Raw genomic sequence first — 24,332 nt, forward strand, 5'->3', positions numbered from 1 at the left:
AATTAACGACGACCTTCAGCAATGGCGGTAACCGCTTGGATCTCTGCGGCTTCCTGCTCTTGCTGTTCTTGGCGTTCACGAACATCAAGAATCTGATTAGTAATCAGACCTTCTTCGATTTCACGCAGCGCAATTACAGTAACTTTATCGTTTTCTTCTGGAACCAGTGCGTCTTTGCCGCCGGACTGGATTTGACGTGCCCGACGAGCAGCGACCAACACCAGGTCAAAACGGTTACCAATTTTCTCTACAGCGTCTTGAACAGTTACGCGTGCCATAATTCTGCTACTCCACAGGTGACGAAATGACTGGGCATGATACTGAAACTCTGTTCAGTCTGCCAATAATTTGCTGATTAAAGCGTCATGCCGCTGTTTCTGGCGGCCTAAACGCAGGCGTTCTGCACGAATAATGGTTTTCAAATCAGACAATGCCAGATTGAAATCATCATTCACGATTAAATAATCATATTCTGCGTAATGGGTCATCTCCGCGACAGCTTGCGCCATTCGCTTGGCAATAACCTCTTCGCTATCTTGCCCACGGCCACGTAAACGGCGATCCAATTCTTCTTTGGATGGGGGCAAAATAAAAATACTGCGTGCGGTTGGCATTTTTGCACGAATTTGCTGCGCGCCTTGCCAGTCGATATCTAAAAACACATCGACGCCCGTTGCGAGAACCTGCTCAATGGCTAGACGTGAGGTGCCGTAGTAATTTTCAAATACTTTAGCATGCTCAAGAAAAGCATCGTCATCAATCATCTGGCAAAACTCTTCTTTAGACACAAAGAAGTAATGCTCACCGTGATTCTCCCCTGGACGTTTAGCACGTGTGGTATGAGAAATAGAAACCTGCGTGTCGTACAAAGGTTGTGTTTTCAACAAAGCCTGAATCAGGCTTGATTTCCCGGCCCCACTGGGTGCGGAAACTATATATAGCGTGCCTTGAACCATGATGACGTTTCAGTTGATTAGGTTGATTTATAGAAAGCAGAAGTGTGAATCTCCGCACAGTATACACGGCTGCTACGCGTCATGCAGCGTTACAACGCATTTCACCTGAATGTTTTGTCTATAAACAGTTCGATTTTATGTTTTTGCGGGGAGTGTTGCGTAATTTTAGTCAGTTGCAGCAAGCGTAAAAGTATTGTTGAGCAGTGCACGCATTTAAATCTTTTCACCTTCGACGAACAGAATATTTCGGGTTTTACTGCCGTAGCCAAGGAGGAGGTGTGGATGAATGTACAAAATTTGAAAATACTTATTCTGTTAATGATGGCGTTTATACATTGGGAGGTTAGGGCTGAAGCTGTCTGTCCTCAATGGCCGCAAAGCAGAATATTGCGTGAAATTAATCTATTGGAACAACAGCTAAATAAGTGGGACGTGGCTTATCACCAGCAAGGGGTTAGTTTGCTGGATGACGATATTTACGATCAATTGCGAGATAAATTGCATCAGTGGCAAACGTGTCGTGGGCGACCAGATAAGGCGAATAACATATTAATTCCGGGTAATGGGTCGTTTCCTCATCCTGTTGCTCATACTGGATTAAAAAAACTTAAAAATGAGGCTGCTCTCGTTGACTGGATGTCTGAGAGAAAAAACCTCTGGGTTCAACCCAAGGTTGACGGTGTTGCTGTTACGTTGGAGTACCGCTTTGGAAAACTGACGCAACTTCTGAGTCGAGGGAATGGCCTGCGAGGTCAGAACTGGACTGATAAAGCACCATTTATTCCTGCCATCCCACAATATATCGCCATAGCTCCCCCATTGTTGACTCTGCAAGGAGAGCTATTTCTACTAATGGAGAGTCATCAGCAAGCCCAATCCGGCGGGGTCAATGCCAGGGCATCGGTTGCCGGTGCTCTGATGCGTAAATCTTCATCATCTTTGCTAGATAAGCTGGGTATTTATATTTGGGCCTGGCCGGATGGGCCAAAAAATATGGTAGAGAAAACCACGCTATTGAAAGCTATGGGCTTCCCTCTGGTTGTTCAATACAGCAAACCTGTAGCTTCAAGTCAGGATGTCATTCAATGGCGTGATCACTGGTATCAAACACCATTGCCTTTTGTGACCGATGGCATCGTTATCCGCCAAGAGGAAGAACCGGCTGGTCGCTATTGGCAAGCAGCATCAGGAAACTGGTCAGTGGCATGGAAATACCCACCTTCACAGAAAACTACTGAAATCCAGAATGTTCATTTTACTGTCGGCCGCACGGGTAAAATGACGGTGGTTTTACAGGTTTCCCCTGTGAAAATTGATGATAAATGGATTCGACGAGTAAATATTGGGTCTGTTAGCCGTTGGCAACAGTGGAATATTACTGTTGGGGATCAAGTGACTATTGCATTAGCTGGGCAAGGTATTCCTCGGCTGGACAATGTGGTTTGGCGAGTCAGTCAACGGCATGAGATTGACCCACCTGTCGTGAATGATTTCCATCAATTGAGTTGCTTTCGTTTATTGCCTCCTGAGTGTGAACCACAGTTTCTCGCTCGTCTAACATGGCTTAGTGGTGCCAAGGGGCTGGATATGCGAGGTGTGAGCCGTGGGCTTTGGCGTGAGCTTGTCCAGCATGGATTGGTCAGTGATATGGTCGGATGGTTATCACTGAGCACAGAGCAGATTGCATCGGTTCCGGGGGTTGGCCCTGCACGAGCAGAAAAAATGTATCAACAATTTCAGCGAGCAAAGCAGAAGCCCTTTATTCAGTGGTTGCTTGCTTTGGGGTTTCCACAGGGGATACCCGTGGATTCTCAGTGGGAATCTTTACAGCAACGGAGTATTGCAGAGTGGCAGTTGATTTCAGGAATAGGGGCGGTACGAGCAAAACAAATCAATCAGTTCTTACATCACCCCGAGATACATGTGATAGCCGATTTTTTATCGCAACAGGGTATTGTGGGGTTTCAACCCGAAGCGCCATACCCGTGAACTTGGTTTAGTGTTCCGAATGTTCATACTTGAATACGGGTAAACCAAGTCGGAATCTCAATGCCAGCAAGCGCGCACTTAGCCCAGTAACGAGTGTAATGATAATAACCCAGTTGTGTGAGAGTGGCGTGTATTGCAGGGCAATGTAGATCCAGGCTGCGGCAAACGAGATACCTGCATAGATCTCTTTCTGAAATACCAAAGGGATACAGTTGCAGAACATATCACGCAGGACTCCGCCAAAGACCCCAGTTATCACGGCGGCAATGGCGGCAATGATAGTGCTGTGGCCCATATCAAGGGCAATCTGTGCGCCAATAATAGAAAAGACAATCAACCCGATAGCATCAAGTACAAGAAACAAGTGTCGCAAATGCTTCATTAATGGTGCCATCCAGGTAGTCACGATCGCGGCAATTGCAACAATGACAATGTATTCAGGGTGCTTAACCCAGCCAAGTGGATAGTGGCCTAGCAGCATATCTCTGACTGAACCGCCACCAATGGCAGTTGCAGATGCGATGATAATAACACCAAACATGTCCATTTGACGGCGGCCCGCAGCCAGTGCTCCGGTCATGGCTTCAGCTGTGATACCAATAATATAAAGAACACTGAGTAGCATAGTGGGATAAATTTCTTAAGGGCTGCAAAGGCGGCAGAGTAATCACTCAGTGAGAATGTCGCGACTGAGATTTTCTAAGTTATTCATATCGGATTATTTAATCTAATTGGAATATTAATTATCTCACTGATTTTTATAAATAAAAAAATAAAAATGTCTTTATTTGCCATTAGTAAATCTAGAGTGAAAATTAACGTGGCGATATGTCAGCAATGATTCATTTAAATTTAATCGCACACTAGCCACTTTCGGAGTGTAAAAAGAAATAAGCCAATGCAATTTCTATAATCAGCAACTGAAAAATATAATGCAGTTGAATATTTCTACGATCGTGGCTAGCCAGTAAAACTAAGGCTGCAATAGTTATTAATGCCAAGAAAAGTACAGAATTTACAGCATAAGAAATCTGTTATGGCTAAAAATTCGGCCAGCATTTTATCCATAACGGCAGATTTTTTTCATCTGAAATTCAACCTTCTTGAACATATATATTCTATTCATTCTTTAATCGTGTCCTAAATATTCTACGTGTTTAAATTTTTACTGCATTCCCCCTCATTTATCCACTGGGTGACTCACTATTTATCTGCCAGCTTAAGTTGCCGTCATTAAGGCAAATATAGCATTTCCTCAAGGAGGATAAGGCGATAGCACTATCTGTGTTCAACTAACTCATTGGATGGAATATGAATATGATTAATCTGCCTAGCTGCCGACCTTTTACTGAAGCCGGCCATTTATCTCAAATATCGGCTTATTACGAGGAAGGTCGTAATACCATGTGGATGTTACTACGTGCTCATCCGCGCCCCTGTTTTAACCTAGAATTAATTGAAAATATTATGACATTAGTGCAAGCGGCTAAAGAGTCAAATTTGCCCATTGATTTTTGGGTGACAGGCTCAGTGGTGCCCAATATGTTTAATGTAGGGGGGGATTTAAACTTTTTTGCACAAATGATAAAGAATCGTAAGCGTGAGGCACTCATGGCATATGCCCGTGCTTGTGTCGATTGTGTCCATGCGGCTGCACGTGGGTTTGATACAGGGGCGATATCTATTGCGATGATTGAAGGTAGTGCATTGGGGGGAGGATTTGAAGCGGCATTAGCACATCATTTCGTATTGGCGCAGACGACAGCCAGAATGGGGTTTCCAGAGATAGCATTTAATCTATTCCCTGGCATGGGAGGGTATTCTCTGGTTGCCAGAAAGGCGGGCATGAGAGTCGCGGAGCAATTAATTTGGACGGGGGAATCCCATGCTGCGGAATGGTATGAGAGCCGTGGATTAGTGGATAAGTTATTTCAACCGGGTGATGCTTATCTTGCGACTCGCACTTTTATTGACACAATAAAACCTAAACTAAATGGTATGAGGGCGATGGTTCGTGTTCGTCAGCGTGTTTTGCAATTAACGCGTTCTGAGTTGATGGATATTACTGAGGACTGGGTAGATTCAGCATTTGCTATTGAACCAAAAGATATTGCTTATATTGAAAGGTTAGTGATGTTGCAAGACCGGCATACTTCGGCAATGCCAAAAGCAATGTAGTCTTGTACACCTAATCCAGTAAAAGGTGAGGGTGTTGTGTGACCAGCCAATGCTCCAGTTCATCTGCGGGCATTGGTTTGGCGTAAAGAAAACCCTGTTTTTCATCGATACCAATCGCATCCAAAAATGCTTCTTCTTCTTTCGTTTCTACACCTTCGGCAATAACCTGCATTTTAAGCGCTTCTGCGACAACAATAATGGCTCGTACCAGTGACTGTGAAATGGGATTGTTATCAATATGGCGAACAAAGCTTTGGTCCAATTTAATGGCATCGATGGGGATACGAGCTAGTTGAGAAAGTGAGGAATAGCCCGTACCAAAATCATCCAAATGAACTTGAGCACCTAAATTTCTTAGTTGTTTCATTATGTTGATAGCTGCATCTTCATTATCAATTAAGCAACTTTCGGTTAGTTCAACATCCACCAAGCTCTGTTCTAGATGGCTGGCCTCAAGGGACTCAATAAAACTGGTGACGATCGCTTCATCGATTAATTGGCGAGCAGAAACATTCACGGCAACTCGCAGGTTAATTCCGCGTTTCTTCCAATCGACGGCCTGCTGCATTGATGTTTGTAGTACCCATTTTCCTAAAGGCCTAATCAACCCTGATTCTTCTGCATATGAGATAAACTCCAAAGGTGGAATTAAACCTCTTTCTGGGGATAGCCATCGGACTAATGCTTCAACACTGTGCACTTTTCCTGTTTTGGTGGAAATTTTAGGTTGATAAAAGATTTGTAGCTGATGTTGTTCTAAGCCTTTGCGTAAATTGGTATCCAACCAAACGTATTCTGAGACTTTTTTATTCATCTGCTGTGAGAAAATAGAATAGGTTTGTTTTCCATGCTCTTTCGCGGTGTACATTGCGGTATCTGCGCTGCGGATAATATTTTCCAGTGTGTCGCCATGCTCCGGACATAGCGCTATACCAATTGAGCAGCCGGTATAGACTTCGATTAACCCCACTCGGAAAGGTAATTTCATACGGTTGAGGATACGCTGGGTTGTCTTTTCAAGTGCGTTCATTGTGGCGTTTTCGACCAGTACAATAAACTCATCGCCCCCTAATCGGGCAAGCATTTCACTTTCACCCAGACAACTTAAAATAGCCAGCGAGACATCTTTTAGTAATCGATCACCAAACATATGACCATAATGGTCATTCACTTTTTTGAAGTTATCTAGATCAAGGTAAATAATCCCCACCGAGGTATCTTCGCGAGTTTGAATTGCGCTGTTAATACGTTCATGAATTGCATGGCGGTTGGGTAAACCGGTAATCATATCCGTGTTGGCCAAAATTCTGAGGCGTTCTTGAGCACGTCGTTCTTTGGTAATATCAGTACCGGAGCAGATAAGATAGCGTTCATTTTTCCCACTACCACTGTGTACAAACTTATTACGGAATAAGAAAAGGCGCTTACCTTTTACAGTATTAACCCAACGCTCAACTTCGTAAGATGCACCACGCTGGAAAAAGCCTTCAATATTTTTTCGTGATGATGCCCCTTCTTTAGCTGTCATAAACAAGTCGTAGACATTTTTGCCAATAACATCTTGTTCTTTTTTACCGGTATATTCTTCACTAAGATGGTTAAAACGTTGGACGTAACCATCTTTATCGAGAATAACAATAACTGAATTGGCTTCAGAAACGACTTGTTCCGCAAAAGAAAGGCCCATAACTAAATCACGAGCCACAGACTCAGTATCAGCATAAGCAGAAGCCGTTCCACCCCACTCTTTATCATTAATTTTACGGCCAACGAGATGTAAATGGAGAGGGTGGTCATAAATTTGAATTTCAATGTCTAAACTTGCGGTAATACCCGTTAAGCCCCGGATTTTCATTGTTTGAACAGAATTAAGGGGTATTGCAATGTTTGTTGTCTCTTTATTTGCTGATAATTCTAAAGCCTGGCTATCAAAAGCAAGTCGCCAAAATGGACTATGAGTCCCAAAATAAGTGTTAAGGATCGATGTGTCTTGGTCTTCGAACATATGCGATCCCCTAAAAGTGTATACGTGTCTGTTACTTACCTTAGCCAAAAAATTAGACAGCCTTATCCCTGGCTTGCCCAGTCATGATGGTAATTTTGGTCTCAAGAAACCGACCCCATCGATAGTGCCCAACAAATAAAGTATATGTAATTTCTTCATACCTGATCGTTGATAGTAGCGATAATCATATTAAATGCCCTTTCTACTTTTGGGCTGTGATGAAAGTTAAGCATGAAAAAAATAAAAAACACTAATTTTTTATGTTGTTATGCTCATTTAGGTAAAGTCTTAAAAAGGCTACAGCAAAGAAGATGAAGGTTTAACTCGTACAGGTGTTGAGGGAAAGTGCTGTTTTAGCGGGTTGGCAGTAAAGGTATTTAAGTGATGGGTAATCTGGGTATTCTATTTTGAATAAACATAAGAATACCCAAGACAAGTCATTATCAGGATTTTTCAGCGATTTTCTTCAGGTATTCATTGTTTTTGAAGGCGATCATAATCATCTCAAAACAAATACGAGAAGAAAGACCGCCAGCAATAATGCTGAAAAAGCCCGCGATGATACTAGTCTGTACCATTACAAATACGCCAGAGATAATGATAAGTACCAGTAAAACCCAATATAAACCGGTGAGAATTTTTGGTGTCAGCAGCGCATCAAAAAAAAGTACGTTCTTAAGCATGACAAGTTCCTTTTTATTTAAACGTTAAATTTCCGGCAGCGATTATGCATTAGCTTTAAATGGCTGACTATACGTTTACCCATACAAATGCTATGGGAATGAAATAATAGGACATTTCTCGTACTTTCCTTTATTAAGTAATAAATTTACTTAAAGTTAAGTACTACTCCGACCCCCACCTCTTCTATATTAGCCGCACTTGCCAGTGCTATTTTGGCTTTGAGATCGGTACAGTGACAGGGATATAACGCTTCAGCATTAAGTTGTTGGAAATAGTGAGATGTTCTGTTGAGAATAGATGTTTCTGTATTTAATAAATGAAATCCACCAATAACAGCTCGAACTCGTTTATCACCTGTTATTTTAATAGCATAATCGACAATATTGCAGATGCCAGAATGAGAACAACCGGTGATAATCACAATTCCCGTTGGGCTGGTATAAACTATTGCGCTGTCATCTAGAACAAAATCATCAATTTCATGACCACAACAATCGACTGTTTTCCCAATAGGATATCGCCCTTCAAAATTGTTATTGCGCTCAATCTCACCTAAAAAAAGTAAGTTATCAGTAAGATGGTAAACACCCTTTTGGTTAACCCGCTCGAAAAATGTTGGGTAGCTATCCGCCGGTAAATTAGCACCTATTGATTTATCTTCATGGTATTTAGGTTGAAAAGCATTTGGGTGGGCTACAAGCTTTATTTTCTTGGTACTAGGGTGGTTTATCCGATCAAGATATTGCGCAAGATGAGTTAAGCCCCAAGTGTGATCATTATGGCCATGAGAGATAATTACACTATCAATTTTACTAACATCAATGCCTAAAATCGCCGCATTGTGTAAAAAGACGTCAGAGTAGCCCGTATCAAAAAGAAATGTTTTTCCATCAATTCGAAGGTGATAACAGACACCGGGTTCAGCGGTAAGATATTTATCTATCAGAGTATTGTTATCAACCAAGACGGTTAACTGCATATCTTTTTCCTTGTTGACTCGTATTATCCAATCTTGTGGCTATTTTCGACTATCGAAAAGTAATTTACAGGCTAATCCAGCAAAAACTCCACTCAGCAAATAGTTAGGCCAGCGAGCTGAGTATGCTCTGGTATTAAAATGATTGCGCATATGACTGACCAGTAAGATTAAGCCACCATTAATCACTAAACCTATGGCATTGAGGATGGTCGCCAATAACAACATCTGCATAATAACTGAACCTGATTGCGGGGTGATAAATTGTGGGAATAGCGCTAAGACGAACAACGCCATTTTAGGATTCAGTAAATTAGTAAATAGCCCTTGTCGGAATGCCTTATGCACGGGAGCGGATTGTTGTATTGCTTTACCTGCCGAGTGACGAGAAGACGCTAATGTTTTCCATGCCAGATAAAGTAAATAACACGCACCGAGCATTCGTACTGCATCATAAGCTAAGGGAACGACGACAAAAAGTTGTGAAAGCCCTAATGCTGCAGCCAAGGTATGGCAATAGGTGCCCAGTTGAATACCTGCTAATGAGGCAAAACCTGAGGCTCGTCCTTGGCTGATACTGCGCGATGTGATTAGCAACATATCCGGCCCAGGTGTTGCTGCAAGAGCAATACAAGCCCCGGAAAACAGCAGTAAAGTGGATGTAGCAATCATAATTTCTCTATAGGAGTGGCTGAAAAAGAGTGGTAATGGATTTTATTTGTTCAACATACTCCAGATGACAGAGAGAAAACAGTATATGCACTTTATTGTTTGAAATCAGCCGAGGGCTTGTTGAACACGTGATAAGTCGGTGATAATTATCCTATACCGAAGAGTCACGTAAGTTTGAGGGACGAATGATAAGAAGAGCGATACCTGCGGATATCCCCCGTTTAATCGACATTTGGGAAAGTGCGGTGAGAAAAACGCATCTATTCTTAACTGAAGCAGATATTCAATTTTATTTGCCACAAGTACGGGATATCTATCTACCCGCTTTAGAGGTTTGGCTATTTGAAAATACTGAGGGAACTGTTGGGTTAATTGGTCTTGATGGACGTAAAGTTGAAATGCTGTTTGTTGATCCTGCCCTTCACAGTAGAGGTATTGGTAAAGCTTTATTGGCTCATGCACAACACTTAAAGGGAAAGTTAAGCGTTGATGTTAATGAACAAAACCCTGCCGCATTGGCTTTTTATCTGCATTGTGGATTTGTAAAAATCGGGCGTTCTGAATTAGACGGTCAGGGGAAACCTTTCCCATTGATTCATTTGGCACAGCCAGAATAATAAAACCTCCAGATTTATCTGGGGAAAGTTTATGTGGGTTTCAGGTACAGTTTCTTCACTCCTAAATATCGTACTTGCCAAATAATCGATTACGGCAAAGGTATGGTCGATCAAGGCTGGGGTGCATTATTTATCGGAATTGGATGTGAGTGATTGCGGTAGTAGCACCTTGGATTAGGTTGAGGCGAAAATCGCTAAAAAGATGCAAGAAATGAATGTATCAAGGTACAAACTCATCAGTGCTCGCATGGGCAATAAAGTGATGATGAACTCTAAAGTATATAAATAAGTAGCCCCATAAGATAACCGACATAACATGTTGTGGTGATATAATATGGATGCCATAAAAAAAGCCATTATTTACAATGGCTTTTTTCAATCTAGGGCGATTAAACACGGCTTGATATATTATTCGATATTCTGAATCTGTTTATTATTTTTGATGTAATGCATTGATATTTATTTATTTTTAATTTCATTAAATTTTTTTGGTACGCAGTTTGGTACATATAATTTTATGCTTATAATTACCTGATATTTTTGAAACAATAGAATGGCGATAGCATGAGTAGAAATTATATATCTTTATGAAAAATAAATAATTTATGGAAAGTGACTGCAAAAACACTTTCCATCTTCATGGCCACGTTCATACTAGATAAAGTCTATTCTCCTCCCAGGTTGTATCCCAATAACATTGATCTATATGCCCAATCATAGATAATTTTGATTTCAACTCACAGATACTTTCCTCATTTATATGCCCATCAATATGGAGTTTTTTCCATCCATCGGGATAAAATGTAGATAATATAAAAGCTGTGAATGCCAACGGCGTTAATACACGTTTGACTGGTATTCTCGATTCATTTTCGTAGCCTATATGTAAATGATGGGCTGGATGTGTAATAGCTTTGCGCTGATGTGGATGTTGATCTAATCTTATTGGAGTAAAACTTTTATAGTCAGAAGTGGTTTCAATAAAGCTTTCATAGGAATTTTTGAAATTCTGGGATTGTATGTAACTATTTTGTTCTTCTTCCGTGAATGAATCCCAATCACTACCTAACTCATAATTAATAAAGTCACCTATCGTAGGAATAGATATTGGACTCATTATATATCTGAAGGTGGTTTCTTCAAATAAAATAAGCCCATCATCACTCAGTTTAATGTGAAACCAAAAATTCCTTTTGTATAAGTTCCAATACTCTAAATATGGGAGTCCGCGAGCTTGTGCAACGTAATTGTAAGGTAAGTTCACAGATTCATTAAGATCACTTAGTAAACCGGCATTTTCGACCAGTGATACACAAGCTCTTATGGCTCTAATCTCTCTAAATACGTTCATTTTCTACCTTTTTTACCAGCTTGCTCATCTAGGAGTTTCTGCACATTTTCTAGACTGCCGAATTTTTGCAACATAGCCTCAAGCTCACTTAAGTCTTTTGCGGATGTTCGTTCTCCGTGCTTAATATCATGTTCAATCTGCTGAGCTTCTTTTGCGGTAGGATATGTGAATCTTATATGTGGAACGTTATTTAAAGCCATCTCAATCTCTTTTTTGAGTTGTCTTGTAAGTTCACCGATACCACTTATATATAGCCAACCTTTTGTTCTTGTCATCGCAGTAAATAATAAATTTCTATTTCTTATATTTAAGTTATGACATAAGAAGTCAGTGCCCATGATATATACAGAATAGGCTTCATTTCCTTTTGCTTTGTGAATTGTACTTAATGTTACTCTACCTTTTACCTTGAAATCATGAATTGATATTTTTTCAGCATGAACATTATTTGTATGGATATCTCTCACGGAAAGTACTTTAGTTAGTTTGTTAAAATATGGGTTACAATGGTAATCATCAGCACATATAACTAAAATATCTTCAGGAAGAAGTCCTTCCCTCATGATGTCATTCTCAATTGATGTTGCTACTTTATTAATTTCATCTTCTAAGTCTTTACATTCAAAATTATAACTTAATAGTTCTCTAGTATCTTCATGCGAGAATGTTGGAGAGTTCTTTGTTTCCCTTAAAACATCAACTAATTCTGACTCTTGGAATTCGCCATTCTCTCTTGATAAAACATTATAACCAAGATCTTCCCAATACCCGACACTTTCTATTTTTTGCACTTGATTGCCATAAACGCCTAATCCCAAAGCATGGGCACTAACCAAAATACCTAGAGGTGTTCGATAACAAACCTCAAGAAACTTATCTTTAAGAAACTCAGTGCCGTCGTCAAAGATCTCTTTTGCTGTTGGGCTTTTCTTCTGAAAAATGTTTTGAAAAATATCAGCACCAAAGCAGACTTGTTTATCACGGGCTAATTTTGTACATAGCCTCATAAAGTAAATACCATAGTCTTGGGCTTCATCAACAAATACAAAATCAAATAGAGGTTTTACTTCGACACTTTCAAGTAAGTCTTTACAAGCAAATTCGAATGGGTCCATGCCCCCTCTGCTAGCTGCTTGAGCTGCGGGATAAGTCAAAAAATCATGACCGAAAGCTTGGCATGCTTCATAGTAGACACCAGCATTTGATCTTCCTCCCCAAGAGTGCATTACTGTCAATCTATCGAGGTTCGTGGAATCATCATGAAACTCTCGATAAAATCGTTGGATAAGTCTAATTACATGCTGATAAAGGCTCTTTGTACTAAAAGTATAAAGAATAGTTGCTCTTCGAGTTTCGTCACGTAGCAATGTTTGTGCAACTTTCATTGCGAGAATTACAGTTTTACCAGACCCAGCCAACCCTCTAATACGCTGTGGACCATTAAGTGCAGGAATATATCCTTCTTGTTGATCTTTATCGAACATTAGAATTTTTGACTCAACCCCCATTATTTTTTCGGCTTTTGAACCAGGAGGAAGTTTTTCTATATTCCTGTCTTCAGGTTTTAATAAGCCCTTAGCTCCTTGTATTGTCGAAATAGCTTCGTAGAAAATATTTTCAGCAAAGTCTTTTCTAAACGATTCAATAGAGGCTATTAATTCTCTGGTGGTCGCCACAACAGGGTTTCTTAATGAATCTACTCTAATAGTATTTCCATCAATTAGAGGGGAATATAATAAAGTATTCACGGGTAAGCTAAAAGCGAGCATACCTCTTCTTAAGCGATCATTTTTAAGTAAGCGGGCTGCAACAAAACTTGCAACACGCTCTAAGCTTCGGTCATCTTTATTTAATGCTTCAAAATTATACTCTGTGGCTCCAGATGAATAAAATATTATTACTCCATAAATAGGGCTTATAAGCAGCATTTGTGAAATAACGAGATTGTCATCATCACCTTTGTACATTGGAAAATCGAAGAATAATTCAGCATCGTCAAGTGATAAATCTGATTGTGCTAAAGCCTGATAAAGGTTGTTAACTTCTCGGTTACGTATCTCAAAGCCTTGAGGATTAATGTTCATAAATTTCTCTTTTAAGTCGTTTAATAACCTCAAATTACTCTTTTTCTAATTATCCTTCAATTACCTATATCTATAGAGTTCTTTTTTACATTCATCCACAACGTGTTAATTTTTTTGAAGATACTGTGCCTGATTAGCTCTGCGCGCAATGCTATCCCCGCCACGCCTGCGCGCTTTACAGGCCGCTTTTCATGCAGTTGCATGCACGTCCTCAAACCGCGCCAGCACTGGGGCTGCACAGGGGTTTAAGGGGGATATTCTGCATGCAGATCCATGCACTCTAGGCATGCACGCCCCTTTTTAGTCTCGCCAGCCAGAAATAAAGCCTCAAACGGTGAATGCCATCACTAAATTGCAGACAAAAAAAGCCCCGCACGAGGGCGGGGAAAGGTTGCCATGATTCTGTTATCCGTGTCTGAATGCGTCGCCATATCGTCCTAGGGTATGGCGTTTTACCTGTGGAGGTATCACTACCGGGGCCGGGATTTCCTGCACCGGTGGCCGGGTAATAATTTTGTCGAGGCTTTCAACCGTCTTAAAGGTGCAAGAGCAATCGAGATTCTGGCACTGGTAATAGACTTCCTTGGTCTGTTCCGACAAATAGCGGCTGGAACGAGTATGAGAAGCGTGTCTGCATACCGGGCAACGCATCATGTTGACGACTCCCCTGCAGGGTTTAGTTTTTCGCGTTTTTCTTTTACTTTATTGAATAACCGGGTGCGTTTTATCGGACTATTGTTTAGATCAGAGTCCACATAACCCGGTTGTGGTTGTTGTAGTGTGAGTTCGGCTAATATCGATTCTTTCTCCATATCAAACGAATAGAGTCTCGCTAATGAAAGAAGAGTCGCTGTCAGTGTACCCAGTGCCTTCGCCGGTGATGAGTCTGTGTAGAGTTCGTTCGCAGCTACCATTATTTTCACTGCCCGGATGAGTTCTGGTGACAGAGTTTTCATCGCAGCAGACATTTCCATCCTCGCATATTCCATCAAAGCTACTTTATGCGTGTCTTTATAGGGTCTTGCAGAAGCGCATAATTGTAGTGACGTGTAATCTTTATCCAACTCCAGCTCTTCAATCAGATGCCCGAATTCTTGTGCCAGCTCCCGCTGTGAAATCCGGCGGATATGTTCGTTTTGCAGCTCATCCGTCATTTCACCGCGCAGGCTGCGAAACAGTTTGCGCCAACTGCCGTCAGCCTGTTGGCTCTGGTTTTCGGCGTCGCGCTGCTTTTGCTGACTGCGGGCAATGGACGCAATAATTTCTTCGTAGGTTGCTTCATTCTTCAGGTGTTGGGTTTTGGCTGCTTTATAGCTGTTCAATGCCGGGGTAATGGGGTGTTCTGCTGTCTGGCTCATGGTTGTACTCCGTTCTCATCGGGATGTCGCCATTGTGCAAATCCACACACAACAGCTCAACCGATGCCCGTTGTCTCAGCGCTGGCACAACAACACGCCGTTGTGCCATTCATCGATTACGACACAATAGCGACTCTGATTAACAGGAGAGAATCATGATTAATGTCACCGTTGGAGAGAAGTTTTTCACACTGGAACGCCATGAAGCACAATTCCTTTCGGACGCGCTATTGTCCGCCCTGAGTAACCCCACTGATAAGGCAATTGAGGGATTCAGTCAGCGGGCCGGAACCTTGCAGGTGACCGCTTCACCAGAAGAAATGAAATTTACGGGAAATAAGCAACATTTCAGCCAACAGGCTCCGGCAATACGTACCCACACCTTGACGGATTGCTAACTGACCGGCCAGCCAGAAAGAAGCGCTGAACTGACCTGAATGAGAAACGTTGTATCCCTTTGGGGGTGTAACAGGTGTAACGGGTGTTACAGTATTGATATATCAGCATTTTTCTAAAGTCATCAGGTGTAACACCCGGTGTAACGTGGTGTAACACTGCTGTTATCGTGCCGGTTTGTTACACCTGTTACACCGACAAAAGAAAAAGGTGTAACAGGCTTTTCTCAATGAAATCAGCGTTGTTACACCTGTTACCCTTGTTACACCTTAAAGATAAGACTCACGTAAAGGATTAGCCCACTACCTCGCTGTTAAAGACGTATATCCGTTTGGGATTCATCTCTGGCAGGCGGACGGTGGTTTGTGTCTTCCCGTCTTTTGATACCAGCAGATACCCCGCCGTGACACACAGTTGCGCGACTTTCTTGGCATCAAACCCCTTGCATACCTCTTTCCATCCCGACGGCAACACATAGAACGTGGTGACGGCCTCACGGGTGTTATTGCCCTTGTCCACCTTACGAAAACCCACCATGTTCGAGGGCCGGTTACGCTCGTCATGCCAGTCCGCAAATCGGCTGTACTGATTGGCGGTGAAGAAACTGCGTATCTGCTCAAGGGCGGCGGCGTCTTCCTGATTGGCACTGTGACCGCGTTCCCCTATCCATGCCTGCAAACACACACGGGTGGCCCGCAAGGCTTCCCCCTCCGGCCAACCGGTCAGGCCGCAGCGGGTCGCCATCTCGCCCGCCATCGCAATCAGGGCGAAACGGTTAATGGCCCGGCCTACCTGATTCCCGGCCTCTACAGGCATCAGCTCACGGGTGTAGGTTTTCAGCAGGGCTTTCGCCTGAGTGGTCATGCCGTTAAGGTCTTCGGTCAGCGCCTTGAGCCATGCCCGGAACGGCGTACCGTAGAAACTGGCTGTAGCCCCCTCAAAATGTTCGGCCAGCTCTTTACCACTGCCAAAGCCGTGTAACGCCTCAAAGACGCCAAACTTGCCTGAGTCACTGGGGATTTGGATCATCCGCACTTCCATCCCGGCAAAGGTGCGCTCACCGGCGCGGGCAGCATGTTCGGTCAGTGACAGTTCGCCGGTGGAGAAGAACAACATACGCCACTGTTTGCGGGCGCGCAGCTCGCCGTCAGTCCCGGCCCGGCCTTTGCCCTGTCCGTTTGCCAGCATATAAGCAATATTGCCCGCTTCACGGCCATCCACCTCGCGTATTTCATCGAGCATCATGGCGGCATCGTTGCGACGGCTGGCGGTGCCCTCAAGTGCGTTACCGGTTGAGCGCCATGTGTGCCAGTAATCCGGCCCGCCACACACGGAGGTGGCCGCTTTCATGGTGGTGGTCTTGCCGTCTGTGGATTCGCCTTTCAGGTGATAACCGCCGCCGTCCATCCCCACCAGACGCAACAGCGGAGCCGCAAACGCCAGACTGACCGCAAAGGCCACGCGGGAATTACCGATACAGTAGCGCCCGATATGCTCGCGCCACTCATCAAGGCTGCCCGCTACCCGAAAATCCCGCCCCTGTACGCTGGCCGTCTGCAATATTACCCCGTCGGCCCCCTCACCAATCACCTCGTCCTGCAACACATACACCCCGCCATGCCAGCCGGTTTTGTTCACACAGGTGACTTTGCGCTCTGGCTTACACAGAGAAATATATTCCATCAGCCGGGCGCGGGCCTCGCCGGTGGTGCTGATATACGACAGACCGTTGACCAGCAGCACCCGCCGCAGCTCTTCGCCGCTGCCACTTAACATTTCCATCGGCATCGCCCATTTACGGCAAATCCCATAAGTGTCTTCCCATTCCAGCAGGCGGCCAAAGTTACCGCCGTCCGCATCGCAGGTAATGGCCGACACCTTGAGCGGGTTACAGATTTTGATATTGCGGATTTCCGTATCGCCGTCTGATTTCTGCACCTGCTTATCGAACCACAAATATTCCTGCGTTAGCCGAAAGCCTTGTGGCAATTTGGCCTTGTCTTTCCCCAGTTGCACCAGCTCTTCCCGGAACGCTTCTCTGGCCCGTTCGGTGCCGTTATCCCGCTGATAATCATTCCAGTCGGCTTTAAAGCGGGTCGGGGGGAGCGTCACCCAACCGTCCACGGCTTTCGCTGCTTTCTCCGCCCACACTTTGCCGGTGTTGACCTTGCCATCATCAAAATCATTGTCTCCGGCCAGAATAATGCGCGCTTCTGGCCACTTCGCCCGGATAACCAACGCCACGTTTAGCAGGTTACTGGCGGCAATACCCGCCATCACCACGCCGTCAGTGAGTTGTGCCACGGTCAGGGCGGTAGCATAGCCCTCGGTGATAACGACCTGTGGCGGGCTGTCCAGCTCGGATTCAAGGGCAATAAATGCCCCTTTGAGCACCGTACCCGGCAACAGGCGCTTGTCCCCCAAGGGGGAAACCAGTTGCGCGCCGGTCACGGTGCCACTGATATCGGTCAGCGGCAGCACCAGTGAGCCGGGCGGGAAATCAATCCCGCCGCTTTTCTTCAATTGCGTGGTCAGGCGGTGAGGATGTTCCAACAACCCTTTACCGGTCAGATAGTCACTTTCACCCCGCACACAGCCTGCCAGCAAGGCCGCAACAGTCTCGGCTACCGGTTGTATGGGTTTGGCTGCTTCTTTTCTGGCGGGCGGCTGTTGGCTTTGGGGTAATTGCAGCGCCAGTGCCACCTCATGGGCCGCTTTACCGGCCGTCAACCCGTTGACCAGCTTGACCAAATCCAGCCCGTCACCGGCCCCGCACTGGTTACAAATCCATGTCCCGCGCCCATCCCGATCATCAAAACGAAAACGGTCTGAACCGCCACAGTGCGGACAAGCGCCGTGTTGACCATGGGCCGGAACGGCAATACCCAGCAAGGGCAGGACAACCGGCCAGCGCGTATGGGCGGCGGCGGTAATATCCGATACAAAATTCTGTGCCATCATGTCCCCCTCAGTGCAGTGTGACCGGCATGTTCGCCGTTTTGATGTACGCCCGGCACAGCTCATCCATCATGGTTTCCCCCAACAGCGTCAGGCGGGGGGCCACATTCAGAATGTCCGGCAGCACCATGTCTTCCAGCATGCAGCAGGCGGCTTCCATCCCGCTCTCAGGGCCGTGGCGTGTCATAAAATAGACTTCCACGTTTTCGGCTATCACCATTTGCAGCTCATCAATATTCATGGTGAGCGCGACGCCGTAGGGCACACAGGTATCCAGATAGGCTTGCGCCACGGCACGACGATACAGCGCGGTACGCACTTCGAGGGGAATACAGGAGGTATTATTCAGGTTCATGATTGCACCCCACTGGATAGTAATGCACAGCTTTGAGTGACGGCTATCAGGTCTTCATACAGATAATCGACCATAGCGGAGACTTCTTTCACCGGTAACATGCCGGGAAAGGCGGACGAGTCAAAATGGTTCGCCAGTAAGGCGGCTAATAATGCGCTGGCATTTTTGGCGCGGGTTAATTTAAAAAAATCATCTTCCGGTATTCCGTAGGCCAGATGATTATTCAAAACCTGAGTTTCAGATAAAGGGCGGCCCTGAGCAGCGTTATGCTCATATTGTTGCATTGTCATAATAGAGTCCGTTTTAGAAAGTGAGAATTCGTTACCGCTATTTATGCCGGTTAGAGAAAGTGTGAATAATGTTCCTCGCTCTTTTCCGCTGGGCGGCGTTCTGAATACGGTCTTTTCGGGTAAATATATTTAACGGACTTATGCAGCAATAATCCTTTACTGATATTGAGTGTTGTTATCGGGTCACGTTCTGGCGCATCAGCTATTTTGCTGTACACCTTGGCGAACCACGTTAACGGCATGGAAGAATATCGTGTAGTGAGGTCATAATTAAAAATGACTTCATAACGGAATTCAGGGTTTTGGCGCTGGGTCTGCTCGGAGGCCAGTTTCAGGTTCACGATACGCACCGTCCAGCCCTCTTTGTGGCGATAGCGTTCGCCGTATTCAGGGAGTTCAGTCATGGGAGCCTGCTCTTACCGGCAAACGGCCAGCAAACAGTAAGATATAGTCACCGGCCAACTGGCGGCGGGCGGTGGTCTCATTACAGGCGGTGATCCGCAGCATGAGCGGGCGTATTTTGCGTTGTGTGCGGTTGATTGCCGCAAAGATGTAGGTACACTTTGATGTAGCCATGGCGTTGCTCTCTGTTTCGTTAATGGTTAAGCCTCAATTGGTACTGCGAATACTGATTGAGGCTGCTTTTTTTTTAGGGGACATCATGGTAAGGTGGCCACCTAACGAGTTAACAGTAATCCAATAGGTGGCCACTTGTCAACAGTTACAACAAGAGATAGAAGCCCTAAAGGGGGCGGCCAATCTCCACAGTTCAAAATGCGAATTACGCCTGAGCTTAAAGAACAATTAGAAGCTGAGGCAGGTAAAGATAATGTTAGTCTCGCCAATTGGATAAAAGATCTCGCAAGGCAAGAATTAAAGCGGCGAGGTATCGAACCAAAAGGCTAAACATTATTATTTAGATTTTATTTGTATATTATATTGGCGATCTACTTGGTCGCCTTTATTACATTATTAATGATGTTGTTGTGATTCAATCCATTCCCAAATTTCATCTACTTTCCATGCCGTAATTCTGGTTGATATCTTTACTGGTTTAGGGAATGTACCCGCTGATACCCGTCTCCATAATGTTGCAGGGGAAAACGGTAAGCAGGGCATCAATGCCTTTTGCCGGACAAACCCTGCTGCGGGTAAAGAGCCATGTGTTGTATTTTCATGTCTCATCAATCTTGTAACTCCTTGATGGGTAAGCGATGAGGTGAGATTACCTGACACAATCTTAGTTTTCCATCAAGAATGGAATTCCATTAAATTGATACATTTTCCATTGAAATTTTCACAATTCCATTAAAAAAGCACAAATGGGTTGTTTTTTAATTTATTGAAATATATGAATTAATTATTTTTAGTGCGAATTAGTGAGGTGGGATACAAGTGAATATTAGTGAATGGCAACTGATGGCAATTAAAGGCAATTAAAGGCAATTAAAGGCAACTTTATGATGGATTTTTATGTATCAGCCAAACCTTACTAGATGTTTAGCTGATACATAACTAGTTATATATGGCATTTAAGGCCGATTTAAGTTTTGCTCGAAGAGAGGATGCTCGTAGGCCATTGGTTGAGATATCATTTTCTTGAATATACAGATCAATCATTTCTTTGATATGTTCAACGCAAATAACATCTCCTTTCTTAATCCATTTTGCATTGTTTTGCTCATATTTTTCTTTGGCTAATAAAGTTAATGTTATCCCAAGTAATTTATTTACATTAAATAGCTCCTCATCTTTTTTATATGCACCTCTGTTATTTTTTATTATTTGGAGGCCGAGTTTTTCCGCTTCACCACCAATAAAAGAAAGTAACTTATTGTTTTTATTTATTATTGCAATATTTTGCACAGCCATACTGCATCTTTCAATTATAGCCTCAGGGGTTTCATCGGCATCAAGACAATTATATCCAATTGAGAAAATAAGATCTGATGAAATCTTTTCACTGTCATCTACGGGGTGCGGAGAAGCTATATAATCAGTATATTTTGTTATTCTCTCGATGTTATTAGCTTTGAATACTTCCTCTAAGGTTCTTTTAAGTCTCATTTTTATATGAGAAATAACTTCTAGTTTTTCTGTATCTATATCTCTTTTTAATAAGGTCGGAGATAGCCCAACCAAGCACTTAGCTATTTCATCGATAGTGATTGAGGGGAGAGTTGCAACCCTTTCAAACTCATTCATTTTTTGGAAGCTTTTCATTTGCTATCTCGTTCCTCCGATTCTAATTTCACTAATTTATCTGCCCATAAAGTTAAGGCTTTTCTACGTTCGTCCAAATACTGATGTCTATTATAAATCCCTTCCACCCCTTTAATTCTATGATTTAAACATCTTTCTGCAACGATAGGATCAACGCCTAAAGATGCCAGATGAGTCCGGGCTGTTCGTCGGAAGTCATGAACAGTAAAATTCTCTACACCCTGCATCTGTGTTTTTACTTTGGCTAAGGCTACAGGCAACGTGCTCTCTGCTATGTGGGGAATCATGCGGTTTTGCATTTTTCGGGCAGGCAGAACCCACTCACTACTAAATGACATGTCTTTAAGCTGTTGGAACCATGTTATGGCCACTGGAGGGAGTGGAATATCGATAGCGTCGCCGTTCTTGGTGCCAGTTAGGTGCCATATGGCATTTTCTAAATCAATATCTTCCCACCTAGCTGCACATAGCTCCATCTTCCGGCAGCAGAGTAATAAGAGTAATTTCATTGTTAGCTCATTTTGGATACTGAAACCTTTTGCTAGCCTCATTGCAGCAAATAGCTGCTCTAGCTCACCAGTATCTAAATAGCGCTCTCTGGCCTTTTCCTGCCCGCCAGCATCGGATATATCAAAGGCAGTTGTGGGGTTCACTTCAAGGATGTGGCGCTTAATACCATAGTTAAATATTCGTCGCGTCCAGCGTAGTACATCGTTGGCCACTGTTGGTGCACCTCTGGCGAGGATGTTTTGCAGCATATCGTCAATATGGCGGGGTTTTACTTCATCGGCTTTTAAGTGGCCAATGTTCGGATTAATGTCTTTATCAATCCGACGGCGGAGGATATCAGGGTGTTTCCATCGGCCTAATATCTGGCGTTCAAAGTATTCCGTAGCTAAATGAGAAACCAACAACGCATTCTTATCAGACTCGATCTTTGCTAGTGCATCAGCCTTACGCTCTTTCTTTTCTCCAGCCACGTCGTAACCCAAAGAAACACGAGCCGACAGTAACTTAATTGTTTCACGCGCTTTGGCCAGTGATAGCTCGGCATAAGAACCGATCCACATAGCCCGTGCTTTACCTGCGAAACGGTAGCGGAAACGCCATTTAGGTGAGGCGAAACTCTCTCGGTAGCAAAGATATAGTCCATTGCCGTCTGAGCGGCCCTCAAAGCGTTCTCCAGCCTTTAACCATGCTTTAATTTGTAAATCTGTTAACTTTCCCATGTATCCACGCTGAGCCTTTCCTGTGTACCAAATGTAGATGTACCAAAGAGTGAAATGGTACATAGCTTGGTACATGGATTTAGTGAAATTTCATGGAATGATATGTGATGTGTTGAGATAAAGAAAGCCCGTAAGTTACGGGCTTTAAAGGCATTTTGCGACGTACTGAAATGCGGTGAGAAGTTACTCGATGTTCTGAATCTGTTCGCGCATTTGCTCGATAAGCACTTTCAGCTCAATAGCTGAGTTGGTGACTTCAGCATTAATAGATTTTGATGCCAGAGTATTCGACTCGCGGTTGAACTCCTGCATCATAAAATCAAGGCGACGGCCAACAGCTTCTTTCTTCTTCAGAATATTGTGTGTTTCTTTGACATGCGCTTCCAGACGATCCAGCTCCTCAGCCACATCGACACGCTGTGCCATCAGCACCAATTCTTGTTCTAGGCGGGTATTTTCTAACTGAACTTGCGCTTCTTCGAGCTTGTTCAGCAGTCGCTCACGCTGCCATTGCAAGATATTAGGCATGTGCGCACGAACTTTAACCACTTCTGCACTCACACCGTCGAGACGTTGCTCGATAAGGGCTTTCAGGGCGGCACCTTCGGTTTCGCGAGAAATGATAAAGTCATCAAGTACCACATCCAGCGCCTGCATCAGCTCAGTGCTGATAGCATCCAAATCTTGCTCTTCTGCGGCCATGACTCCCGGCCAACGCAAAATATCAACTGGATTGATTTCACCTTCGTCACTTTGCATTTTGACCCAATTACCGGCTTCAACTAATTGTTTCGCCAATTTTTCATTCAGGATCAAAGAGCTTTGTGCGCTGGCATCAAGTTCAAAACGCAAATTGCACTCAATTTTACCGCGCGTCAAGCGGCCACGGATGCGCTCGCGGATGACAGGTTCTAGGCTGCGGAACTGTTCTGGTAAGCGAATATAAGTTTCTAAGTAGCGTTGGTTAACGGAACGCAGCTCCCAGGCTGCGCTGCCCCATTCGCCCTTAATATCACGCCGGGCGTAGGCGGTCATGCTGCGGATCATTGTTGCGTACCCGTTTTAAAGAAAAGATGCAGGGATTATAGCCTCCGGGGCGCAGGCAGGATAGGCATTACATCACTAAGGCCGTATAATGCGCGACCAATATCGATTTAAAGCCGGAGAAAACCCATGCGCCCAGCAGGCCGAGCAGCACAACAAGTCCGCCCATTGACCCTGACCCGTAATTACACGAAACACGCTGAAGGTTCAGTATTGGTTGAATTTGGCGATACCAAAGTATTGTGCACCGCCACGGTCGAAGAGGGGGTTCCGCGCTTTCTGAAAGGCCAAGGTCAAGGCTGGATAACAGCTGAATATGGTATGTTGCCACGCTCCACCCATAGCCGTAATGCCCGCGAAGCCGCCAAAGGTAAGCAAGGTGGCCGCACTTTAGAAATTCAACGCTTGATTGCCCGCTCTTTGCGTGCGGCCGTTGATTTGAAGAAACTGGGTGAGTTCACTATCACTTTAGACTGTGATGTTTTGCAGGCTGACGGTGGCACACGTACTGCCTCAATCAGTGGTGCTTGTGTAGCGTTGGCTGATGCACTGAATAGTTTGGTGGCTGGCGGTAAATTGAAGGCTAACCCGATGAAAGGGCTGGTAGCCGCAGTTTCTGTTGGTATCGTTAATGGCGAAGCGCTCTGCGATTTGGAATATGTCGAGGATTCTGCAGCAGAAACCGACATGAATGTCGTCATGATGGAAGATGGCCGAATGATCGAGGTGCAAGGCACCGCTGAAGGCGAACCGTTCAGCCATGAAGAATTACTGGCGTTGCTGGATTTGGCCCGAGGAGGGATAGAAACTATCTTCCAGGCGCAGAAAGCGGCGTTAGCAGAATAAATGATTGAGGCGACTTGGTAGTCGCCTTTTTTTTGCCTGCTAACGCAGATTCAGCGCGTTGATACACGTATCGTGATGAATCAGGTTGGCGGTGTATCCAATAACTAAACAAAGTGATTAA

Annotated in this window: 26 protein-coding genes and 1 pseudogene; 6 read left to right on the forward strand and 21 right to left on the reverse strand. The window is 44.2% G+C overall.

From position 1 onward, the window contains the following. Positions 1–2 precede the first annotated feature (2 nt). A complete protein-coding gene (gene rpoZ, locus HUZ92_RS16045; RefSeq protein ID WP_004392061.1) occupies positions 3–278 on the reverse strand; it encodes a DNA-directed RNA polymerase subunit omega in 276 nt (91 codons plus the stop codon). Positions 279–332: 54 nt separating this feature from the next. Then, entirely contained in the window at positions 333–956 is a 624-nt protein-coding gene (gmk, locus tag HUZ92_RS16050; protein ID WP_050101114.1) for a guanylate kinase, read from the reverse strand. Between the two features lie 282 nt (positions 957–1,238). Between gmk and ligB the strand changes: the two genes are divergently transcribed. Beyond that, positions 1,239–2,945 carry an NAD-dependent DNA ligase LigB gene (gene ligB / locus HUZ92_RS16055; protein ID WP_145579467.1) on the forward strand — a complete coding sequence of 569 codons (1,707 nt, stop codon included), beginning with the start codon at positions 1,239–1,241 and terminating at the stop codon, positions 2,943–2,945. A 7-nt stretch (positions 2,946–2,952) separates the two neighbouring features. On the opposite strand, the gene HUZ92_RS16060 is transcribed toward ligB, so the two are convergent. After that, the gene (locus HUZ92_RS16060; protein WP_050101112.1) at positions 2,953–3,570 is read right to left on the reverse strand and encodes a trimeric intracellular cation channel family protein; all 618 of its coding nucleotides are present in this window, start codon (positions 3,568–3,570) and stop codon (positions 2,953–2,955) included. Between the two features lie 241 nt (positions 3,571–3,811). After that, a pseudogene (locus tag HUZ92_RS16065) lies at positions 3,812–3,946 on the reverse strand (Na+ dependent nucleoside transporter N-terminal domain-containing protein); the annotation flags it as partial. A 310-nt stretch (positions 3,947–4,256) separates the two neighbouring features. On the opposite strand from HUZ92_RS16065, the gene HUZ92_RS16070 reads away from it, so the two are divergent. Next, a complete protein-coding gene (locus HUZ92_RS16070; RefSeq protein WP_050101111.1) occupies positions 4,257–5,123 on the forward strand; it encodes a crotonase/enoyl-CoA hydratase family protein in 867 nt (288 codons plus the stop codon). Between the two features lie 10 nt (positions 5,124–5,133). On the opposite strand, the gene pdeR is transcribed toward HUZ92_RS16070, so the two are convergent. The 4 genes from pdeR to HUZ92_RS16090 form a co-directional block, all read right to left on the reverse strand. Further along, positions 5,134–7,128, reverse strand: a complete 1,995-nt coding sequence (gene pdeR / locus HUZ92_RS16075) for a cyclic di-GMP phosphodiesterase (RefSeq protein ID WP_050101110.1) — start codon at positions 7,126–7,128, stop codon at positions 5,134–5,136. Positions 7,129–7,571: 443 nt separating this feature from the next. Next, complete coding sequence (locus tag HUZ92_RS16080) at positions 7,572–7,811, reverse strand: DUF4282 domain-containing protein (RefSeq protein WP_050101109.1); 240 nt, start codon at positions 7,809–7,811, stop codon at positions 7,572–7,574. Positions 7,812–7,957: 146 nt separating this feature from the next. Further along, a complete protein-coding gene (locus HUZ92_RS16085) occupies positions 7,958–8,791 on the reverse strand; it encodes an MBL fold metallo-hydrolase (protein WP_050101108.1) in 834 nt (277 codons plus the stop codon). A gap of 39 nt (positions 8,792–8,830) precedes the next feature. Continuing rightward, positions 8,831–9,460, reverse strand: a complete 630-nt coding sequence (locus HUZ92_RS16090) for a LysE family translocator (protein ID WP_050101107.1) — start codon at positions 9,458–9,460, stop codon at positions 8,831–8,833. Positions 9,461–9,645: 185 nt separating this feature from the next. Here HUZ92_RS16090 and HUZ92_RS16095 point away from each other — a divergent pair, with 185 nt between their 5' ends. Next, the gene (locus HUZ92_RS16095) at positions 9,646–10,077 is read left to right on the forward strand and encodes a GNAT family N-acetyltransferase (protein ID WP_050101106.1); all 432 of its coding nucleotides are present in this window, start codon (positions 9,646–9,648) and stop codon (positions 10,075–10,077) included. A 649-nt stretch (positions 10,078–10,726) separates the two neighbouring features. Here HUZ92_RS16095 and HUZ92_RS16100 read toward each other — a convergent pair. The 4 genes from HUZ92_RS16100 to HUZ92_RS16115 all read right to left on the reverse strand — a co-directional run bounded on the left by HUZ92_RS16100 (position 10,727) and on the right by HUZ92_RS16115 (position 14,870). Further along, on the reverse strand, positions 10,727–11,428 hold the full coding sequence (locus tag HUZ92_RS16100) for a DUF2290 domain-containing protein (protein WP_049610053.1): 702 nt from the start codon (positions 11,426–11,428) through the stop codon (positions 10,727–10,729). Beyond that, complete coding sequence (locus HUZ92_RS16105; protein ID WP_005273467.1) at positions 11,425–13,512, reverse strand: DEAD/DEAH box helicase; 2,088 nt, start codon at positions 13,510–13,512, stop codon at positions 11,425–11,427. The genes HUZ92_RS16100 and HUZ92_RS16105 overlap by 4 nt, the downstream gene beginning before the upstream one ends. Positions 13,513–13,917: 405 nt before the next feature. Beyond that, positions 13,918–14,166 carry an ogr/Delta-like zinc finger family protein gene (locus HUZ92_RS16110; protein WP_072085430.1) on the reverse strand — a complete coding sequence of 83 codons (249 nt, stop codon included), beginning with the start codon at positions 14,164–14,166 and terminating at the stop codon, positions 13,918–13,920. Further along, positions 14,163–14,870: an aldehyde dehydrogenase gene (locus tag HUZ92_RS16115; protein WP_145579466.1), complete on the reverse strand. Its 708-nt coding sequence runs from the start codon at positions 14,868–14,870 to the stop codon at positions 14,163–14,165. Before HUZ92_RS16115 ends, HUZ92_RS16110 begins: the two co-directional genes overlap by 4 nt. A 155-nt stretch (positions 14,871–15,025) precedes the next feature. Here HUZ92_RS16115 and HUZ92_RS16120 point away from each other — a divergent pair, with 155 nt between their 5' ends. Then, positions 15,026–15,268: a hypothetical protein gene (locus HUZ92_RS16120; protein ID WP_145579465.1), complete on the forward strand. Its 243-nt coding sequence runs from the start codon at positions 15,026–15,028 to the stop codon at positions 15,266–15,268. 292 nt (positions 15,269–15,560) lie between these two features. On the opposite strand, the gene HUZ92_RS16125 is transcribed toward HUZ92_RS16120, so the two are convergent. From HUZ92_RS16125 to HUZ92_RS16145, 5 genes are read right to left on the reverse strand one after another with little or no spacing between them, the layout of a single operon-like run. Then, positions 15,561–18,224: a TOPRIM and DUF927 domain-containing protein gene (locus HUZ92_RS16125; RefSeq protein WP_145554450.1), complete on the reverse strand. Its 2,664-nt coding sequence runs from the start codon at positions 18,222–18,224 to the stop codon at positions 15,561–15,563. A gap of 10 nt (positions 18,225–18,234) precedes the next feature. Continuing rightward, positions 18,235–18,579, reverse strand: a complete 345-nt coding sequence (locus HUZ92_RS16130; protein WP_145579464.1) for a DUF5375 family protein — start codon at positions 18,577–18,579, stop codon at positions 18,235–18,237. Next, on the reverse strand, positions 18,576–18,869 hold the full coding sequence (locus HUZ92_RS16135; protein WP_025380026.1) for a hypothetical protein: 294 nt from the start codon (positions 18,867–18,869) through the stop codon (positions 18,576–18,578). Before HUZ92_RS16135 ends, HUZ92_RS16130 begins: the two co-directional genes overlap by 4 nt. 50 nt (positions 18,870–18,919) lie before the next feature. Continuing rightward, positions 18,920–19,273, reverse strand: coding sequence for a hypothetical protein (locus HUZ92_RS16140; protein WP_145554448.1), 354 nt, complete (start codon positions 19,271–19,273; stop codon positions 18,920–18,922). Continuing rightward, positions 19,266–19,445 (reverse strand): host cell division inhibitor Icd-like protein, encoded by a 180-nt coding sequence (locus HUZ92_RS16145; RefSeq protein ID WP_049610073.1) that lies wholly within the window; start codon positions 19,443–19,445, stop codon positions 19,266–19,268. Before HUZ92_RS16145 ends, HUZ92_RS16140 begins: the two co-directional genes overlap by 8 nt. 135 nt (positions 19,446–19,580) lie before the next feature. Here HUZ92_RS16145 and HUZ92_RS16150 point away from each other — a divergent pair, with 135 nt between their 5' ends. Continuing rightward, positions 19,581–19,775, forward strand: a complete 195-nt coding sequence (locus HUZ92_RS16150; RefSeq protein WP_025380023.1) for a toxin-antitoxin system HicB family antitoxin — start codon at positions 19,581–19,583, stop codon at positions 19,773–19,775. Positions 19,776–19,841: 66 nt separating this feature from the next. Here the strand turns inward: HUZ92_RS16150 and HUZ92_RS20910 are convergent, their stop codons facing one another. From HUZ92_RS20910 to HUZ92_RS16170, 4 genes are all read right to left on the reverse strand, one after another. Next, the gene (locus HUZ92_RS20910) at positions 19,842–20,054 is read right to left on the reverse strand and encodes a helix-turn-helix transcriptional regulator (protein ID WP_050879328.1); all 213 of its coding nucleotides are present in this window, start codon (positions 20,052–20,054) and stop codon (positions 19,842–19,844) included. A gap of 330 nt (positions 20,055–20,384) precedes the next feature. Further along, entirely contained in the window at positions 20,385–21,092 is a 708-nt protein-coding gene (locus HUZ92_RS16160; protein ID WP_049610086.1) for a hypothetical protein, read from the reverse strand. Beyond that, positions 21,089–22,321 (reverse strand): tyrosine-type recombinase/integrase, encoded by a 1,233-nt coding sequence (locus HUZ92_RS16165; protein WP_049610195.1) that lies wholly within the window; start codon positions 22,319–22,321, stop codon positions 21,089–21,091. Before HUZ92_RS16165 ends, HUZ92_RS16160 begins: the two co-directional genes overlap by 4 nt. A 183-nt stretch (positions 22,322–22,504) precedes the next feature. Beyond that, a complete protein-coding gene (locus tag HUZ92_RS16170) occupies positions 22,505–23,368 on the reverse strand; it encodes a YicC/YloC family endoribonuclease (RefSeq protein ID WP_050101105.1) in 864 nt (287 codons plus the stop codon). Positions 23,369–23,494: 126 nt separating this feature from the next. Between HUZ92_RS16170 and rph the strand changes: the two genes are divergently transcribed. After that, on the forward strand, positions 23,495–24,211 hold the full coding sequence (rph, locus tag HUZ92_RS16175; protein ID WP_050101104.1) for a ribonuclease PH: 717 nt from the start codon (positions 23,495–23,497) through the stop codon (positions 24,209–24,211). Positions 24,212–24,332: the final 121 nt, after the last annotated feature.

It is taken from the genome of Yersinia vastinensis (assembly GCF_902726565.1).
Classification (GTDB): Bacteria; Pseudomonadota; Gammaproteobacteria; order Enterobacterales; family Enterobacteriaceae; genus Yersinia; species Yersinia vastinensis.

What these genes read in the sequence shown, in the direction of transcription:
- HUZ92_RS16140 (WP_145554448.1), bottom strand. Translation starts at nt 19,273, where the DNA reads ATGACTGAACTCCCTGAATACGGCGAACGCTATCGCCACAAAGAGGGC.
- HUZ92_RS16135 (WP_025380026.1), bottom strand. Translation starts at nt 18,869, where the DNA reads ATGACAATGCAACAATATGAGCATAACGCTGCTCAGGGCCGCCCTTTA.
- HUZ92_RS16115 (WP_145579466.1), bottom strand. Translation starts at nt 14,870, where the DNA reads ATGAGCCAGACAGCAGAACACCCCATTACCCCGGCATTGAACAGCTAT.
- HUZ92_RS16060 (WP_050101112.1), bottom strand. Translation starts at nt 3,570, where the DNA reads ATGCTACTCAGTGTTCTTTATATTATTGGTATCACAGCTGAAGCCATG.
- HUZ92_RS16100 (WP_049610053.1), bottom strand. Translation starts at nt 11,428, where the DNA reads ATGAACGTATTTAGAGAGATTAGAGCCATAAGAGCTTGTGTATCACTG.
- HUZ92_RS16145 (WP_049610073.1), bottom strand. Translation starts at nt 19,445, where the DNA reads ATGGCTACATCAAAGTGTACCTACATCTTTGCGGCAATCAACCGCACA.
- HUZ92_RS16105 (WP_005273467.1), bottom strand. Translation starts at nt 13,512, where the DNA reads ATGAACATTAATCCTCAAGGCTTTGAGATACGTAACCGAGAAGTTAAC.
- HUZ92_RS16125 (WP_145554450.1), bottom strand. Translation starts at nt 18,224, where the DNA reads ATGGCACAGAATTTTGTATCGGATATTACCGCCGCCGCCCATACGCGC.
- HUZ92_RS16165 (WP_049610195.1), bottom strand. Translation starts at nt 22,321, where the DNA reads ATGGGAAAGTTAACAGATTTACAAATTAAAGCATGGTTAAAGGCTGGA.
- gmk (WP_050101114.1), bottom strand. Translation starts at nt 956, where the DNA reads ATGGTTCAAGGCACGCTATATATAGTTTCCGCACCCAGTGGGGCCGGG.
- HUZ92_RS16130 (WP_145579464.1), bottom strand. Translation starts at nt 18,579, where the DNA reads ATGAACCTGAATAATACCTCCTGTATTCCCCTCGAAGTGCGTACCGCG.
- HUZ92_RS16120 (WP_145579465.1), top strand. Translation starts at nt 15,026, where the DNA reads ATGATTAATGTCACCGTTGGAGAGAAGTTTTTCACACTGGAACGCCAT.
- ligB (WP_145579467.1), top strand. Translation starts at nt 1,239, where the DNA reads ATGAATGTACAAAATTTGAAAATACTTATTCTGTTAATGATGGCGTTT.
- HUZ92_RS16170 (WP_050101105.1), bottom strand. Translation starts at nt 23,368, where the DNA reads ATGATCCGCAGCATGACCGCCTACGCCCGGCGTGATATTAAGGGCGAA.
- HUZ92_RS16110 (WP_072085430.1), bottom strand. Translation starts at nt 14,166, where the DNA reads ATGATGCGTTGCCCGGTATGCAGACACGCTTCTCATACTCGTTCCAGC.
- HUZ92_RS16070 (WP_050101111.1), top strand. Translation starts at nt 4,257, where the DNA reads ATGAATATGATTAATCTGCCTAGCTGCCGACCTTTTACTGAAGCCGGC.
- HUZ92_RS16085 (WP_050101108.1), bottom strand. Translation starts at nt 8,791, where the DNA reads ATGCAGTTAACCGTCTTGGTTGATAACAATACTCTGATAGATAAATAT.
- rpoZ (WP_004392061.1), bottom strand. Translation starts at nt 278, where the DNA reads ATGGCACGCGTAACTGTTCAAGACGCTGTAGAGAAAATTGGTAACCGT.
- rph (WP_050101104.1), top strand. Translation starts at nt 23,495, where the DNA reads ATGCGCCCAGCAGGCCGAGCAGCACAACAAGTCCGCCCATTGACCCTG.
- HUZ92_RS16095 (WP_050101106.1), top strand. Translation starts at nt 9,646, where the DNA reads ATGATAAGAAGAGCGATACCTGCGGATATCCCCCGTTTAATCGACATT.
- HUZ92_RS16080 (WP_050101109.1), bottom strand. Translation starts at nt 7,811, where the DNA reads ATGCTTAAGAACGTACTTTTTTTTGATGCGCTGCTGACACCAAAAATT.
- HUZ92_RS16090 (WP_050101107.1), bottom strand. Translation starts at nt 9,460, where the DNA reads ATGATTGCTACATCCACTTTACTGCTGTTTTCCGGGGCTTGTATTGCT.
- pdeR (WP_050101110.1), bottom strand. Translation starts at nt 7,128, where the DNA reads ATGTTCGAAGACCAAGACACATCGATCCTTAACACTTATTTTGGGACT.
- HUZ92_RS20910 (WP_050879328.1), bottom strand. Translation starts at nt 20,054, where the DNA reads ATGAGACATGAAAATACAACACATGGCTCTTTACCCGCAGCAGGGTTT.
- HUZ92_RS16160 (WP_049610086.1), bottom strand. Translation starts at nt 21,092, where the DNA reads ATGAAAAGCTTCCAAAAAATGAATGAGTTTGAAAGGGTTGCAACTCTC.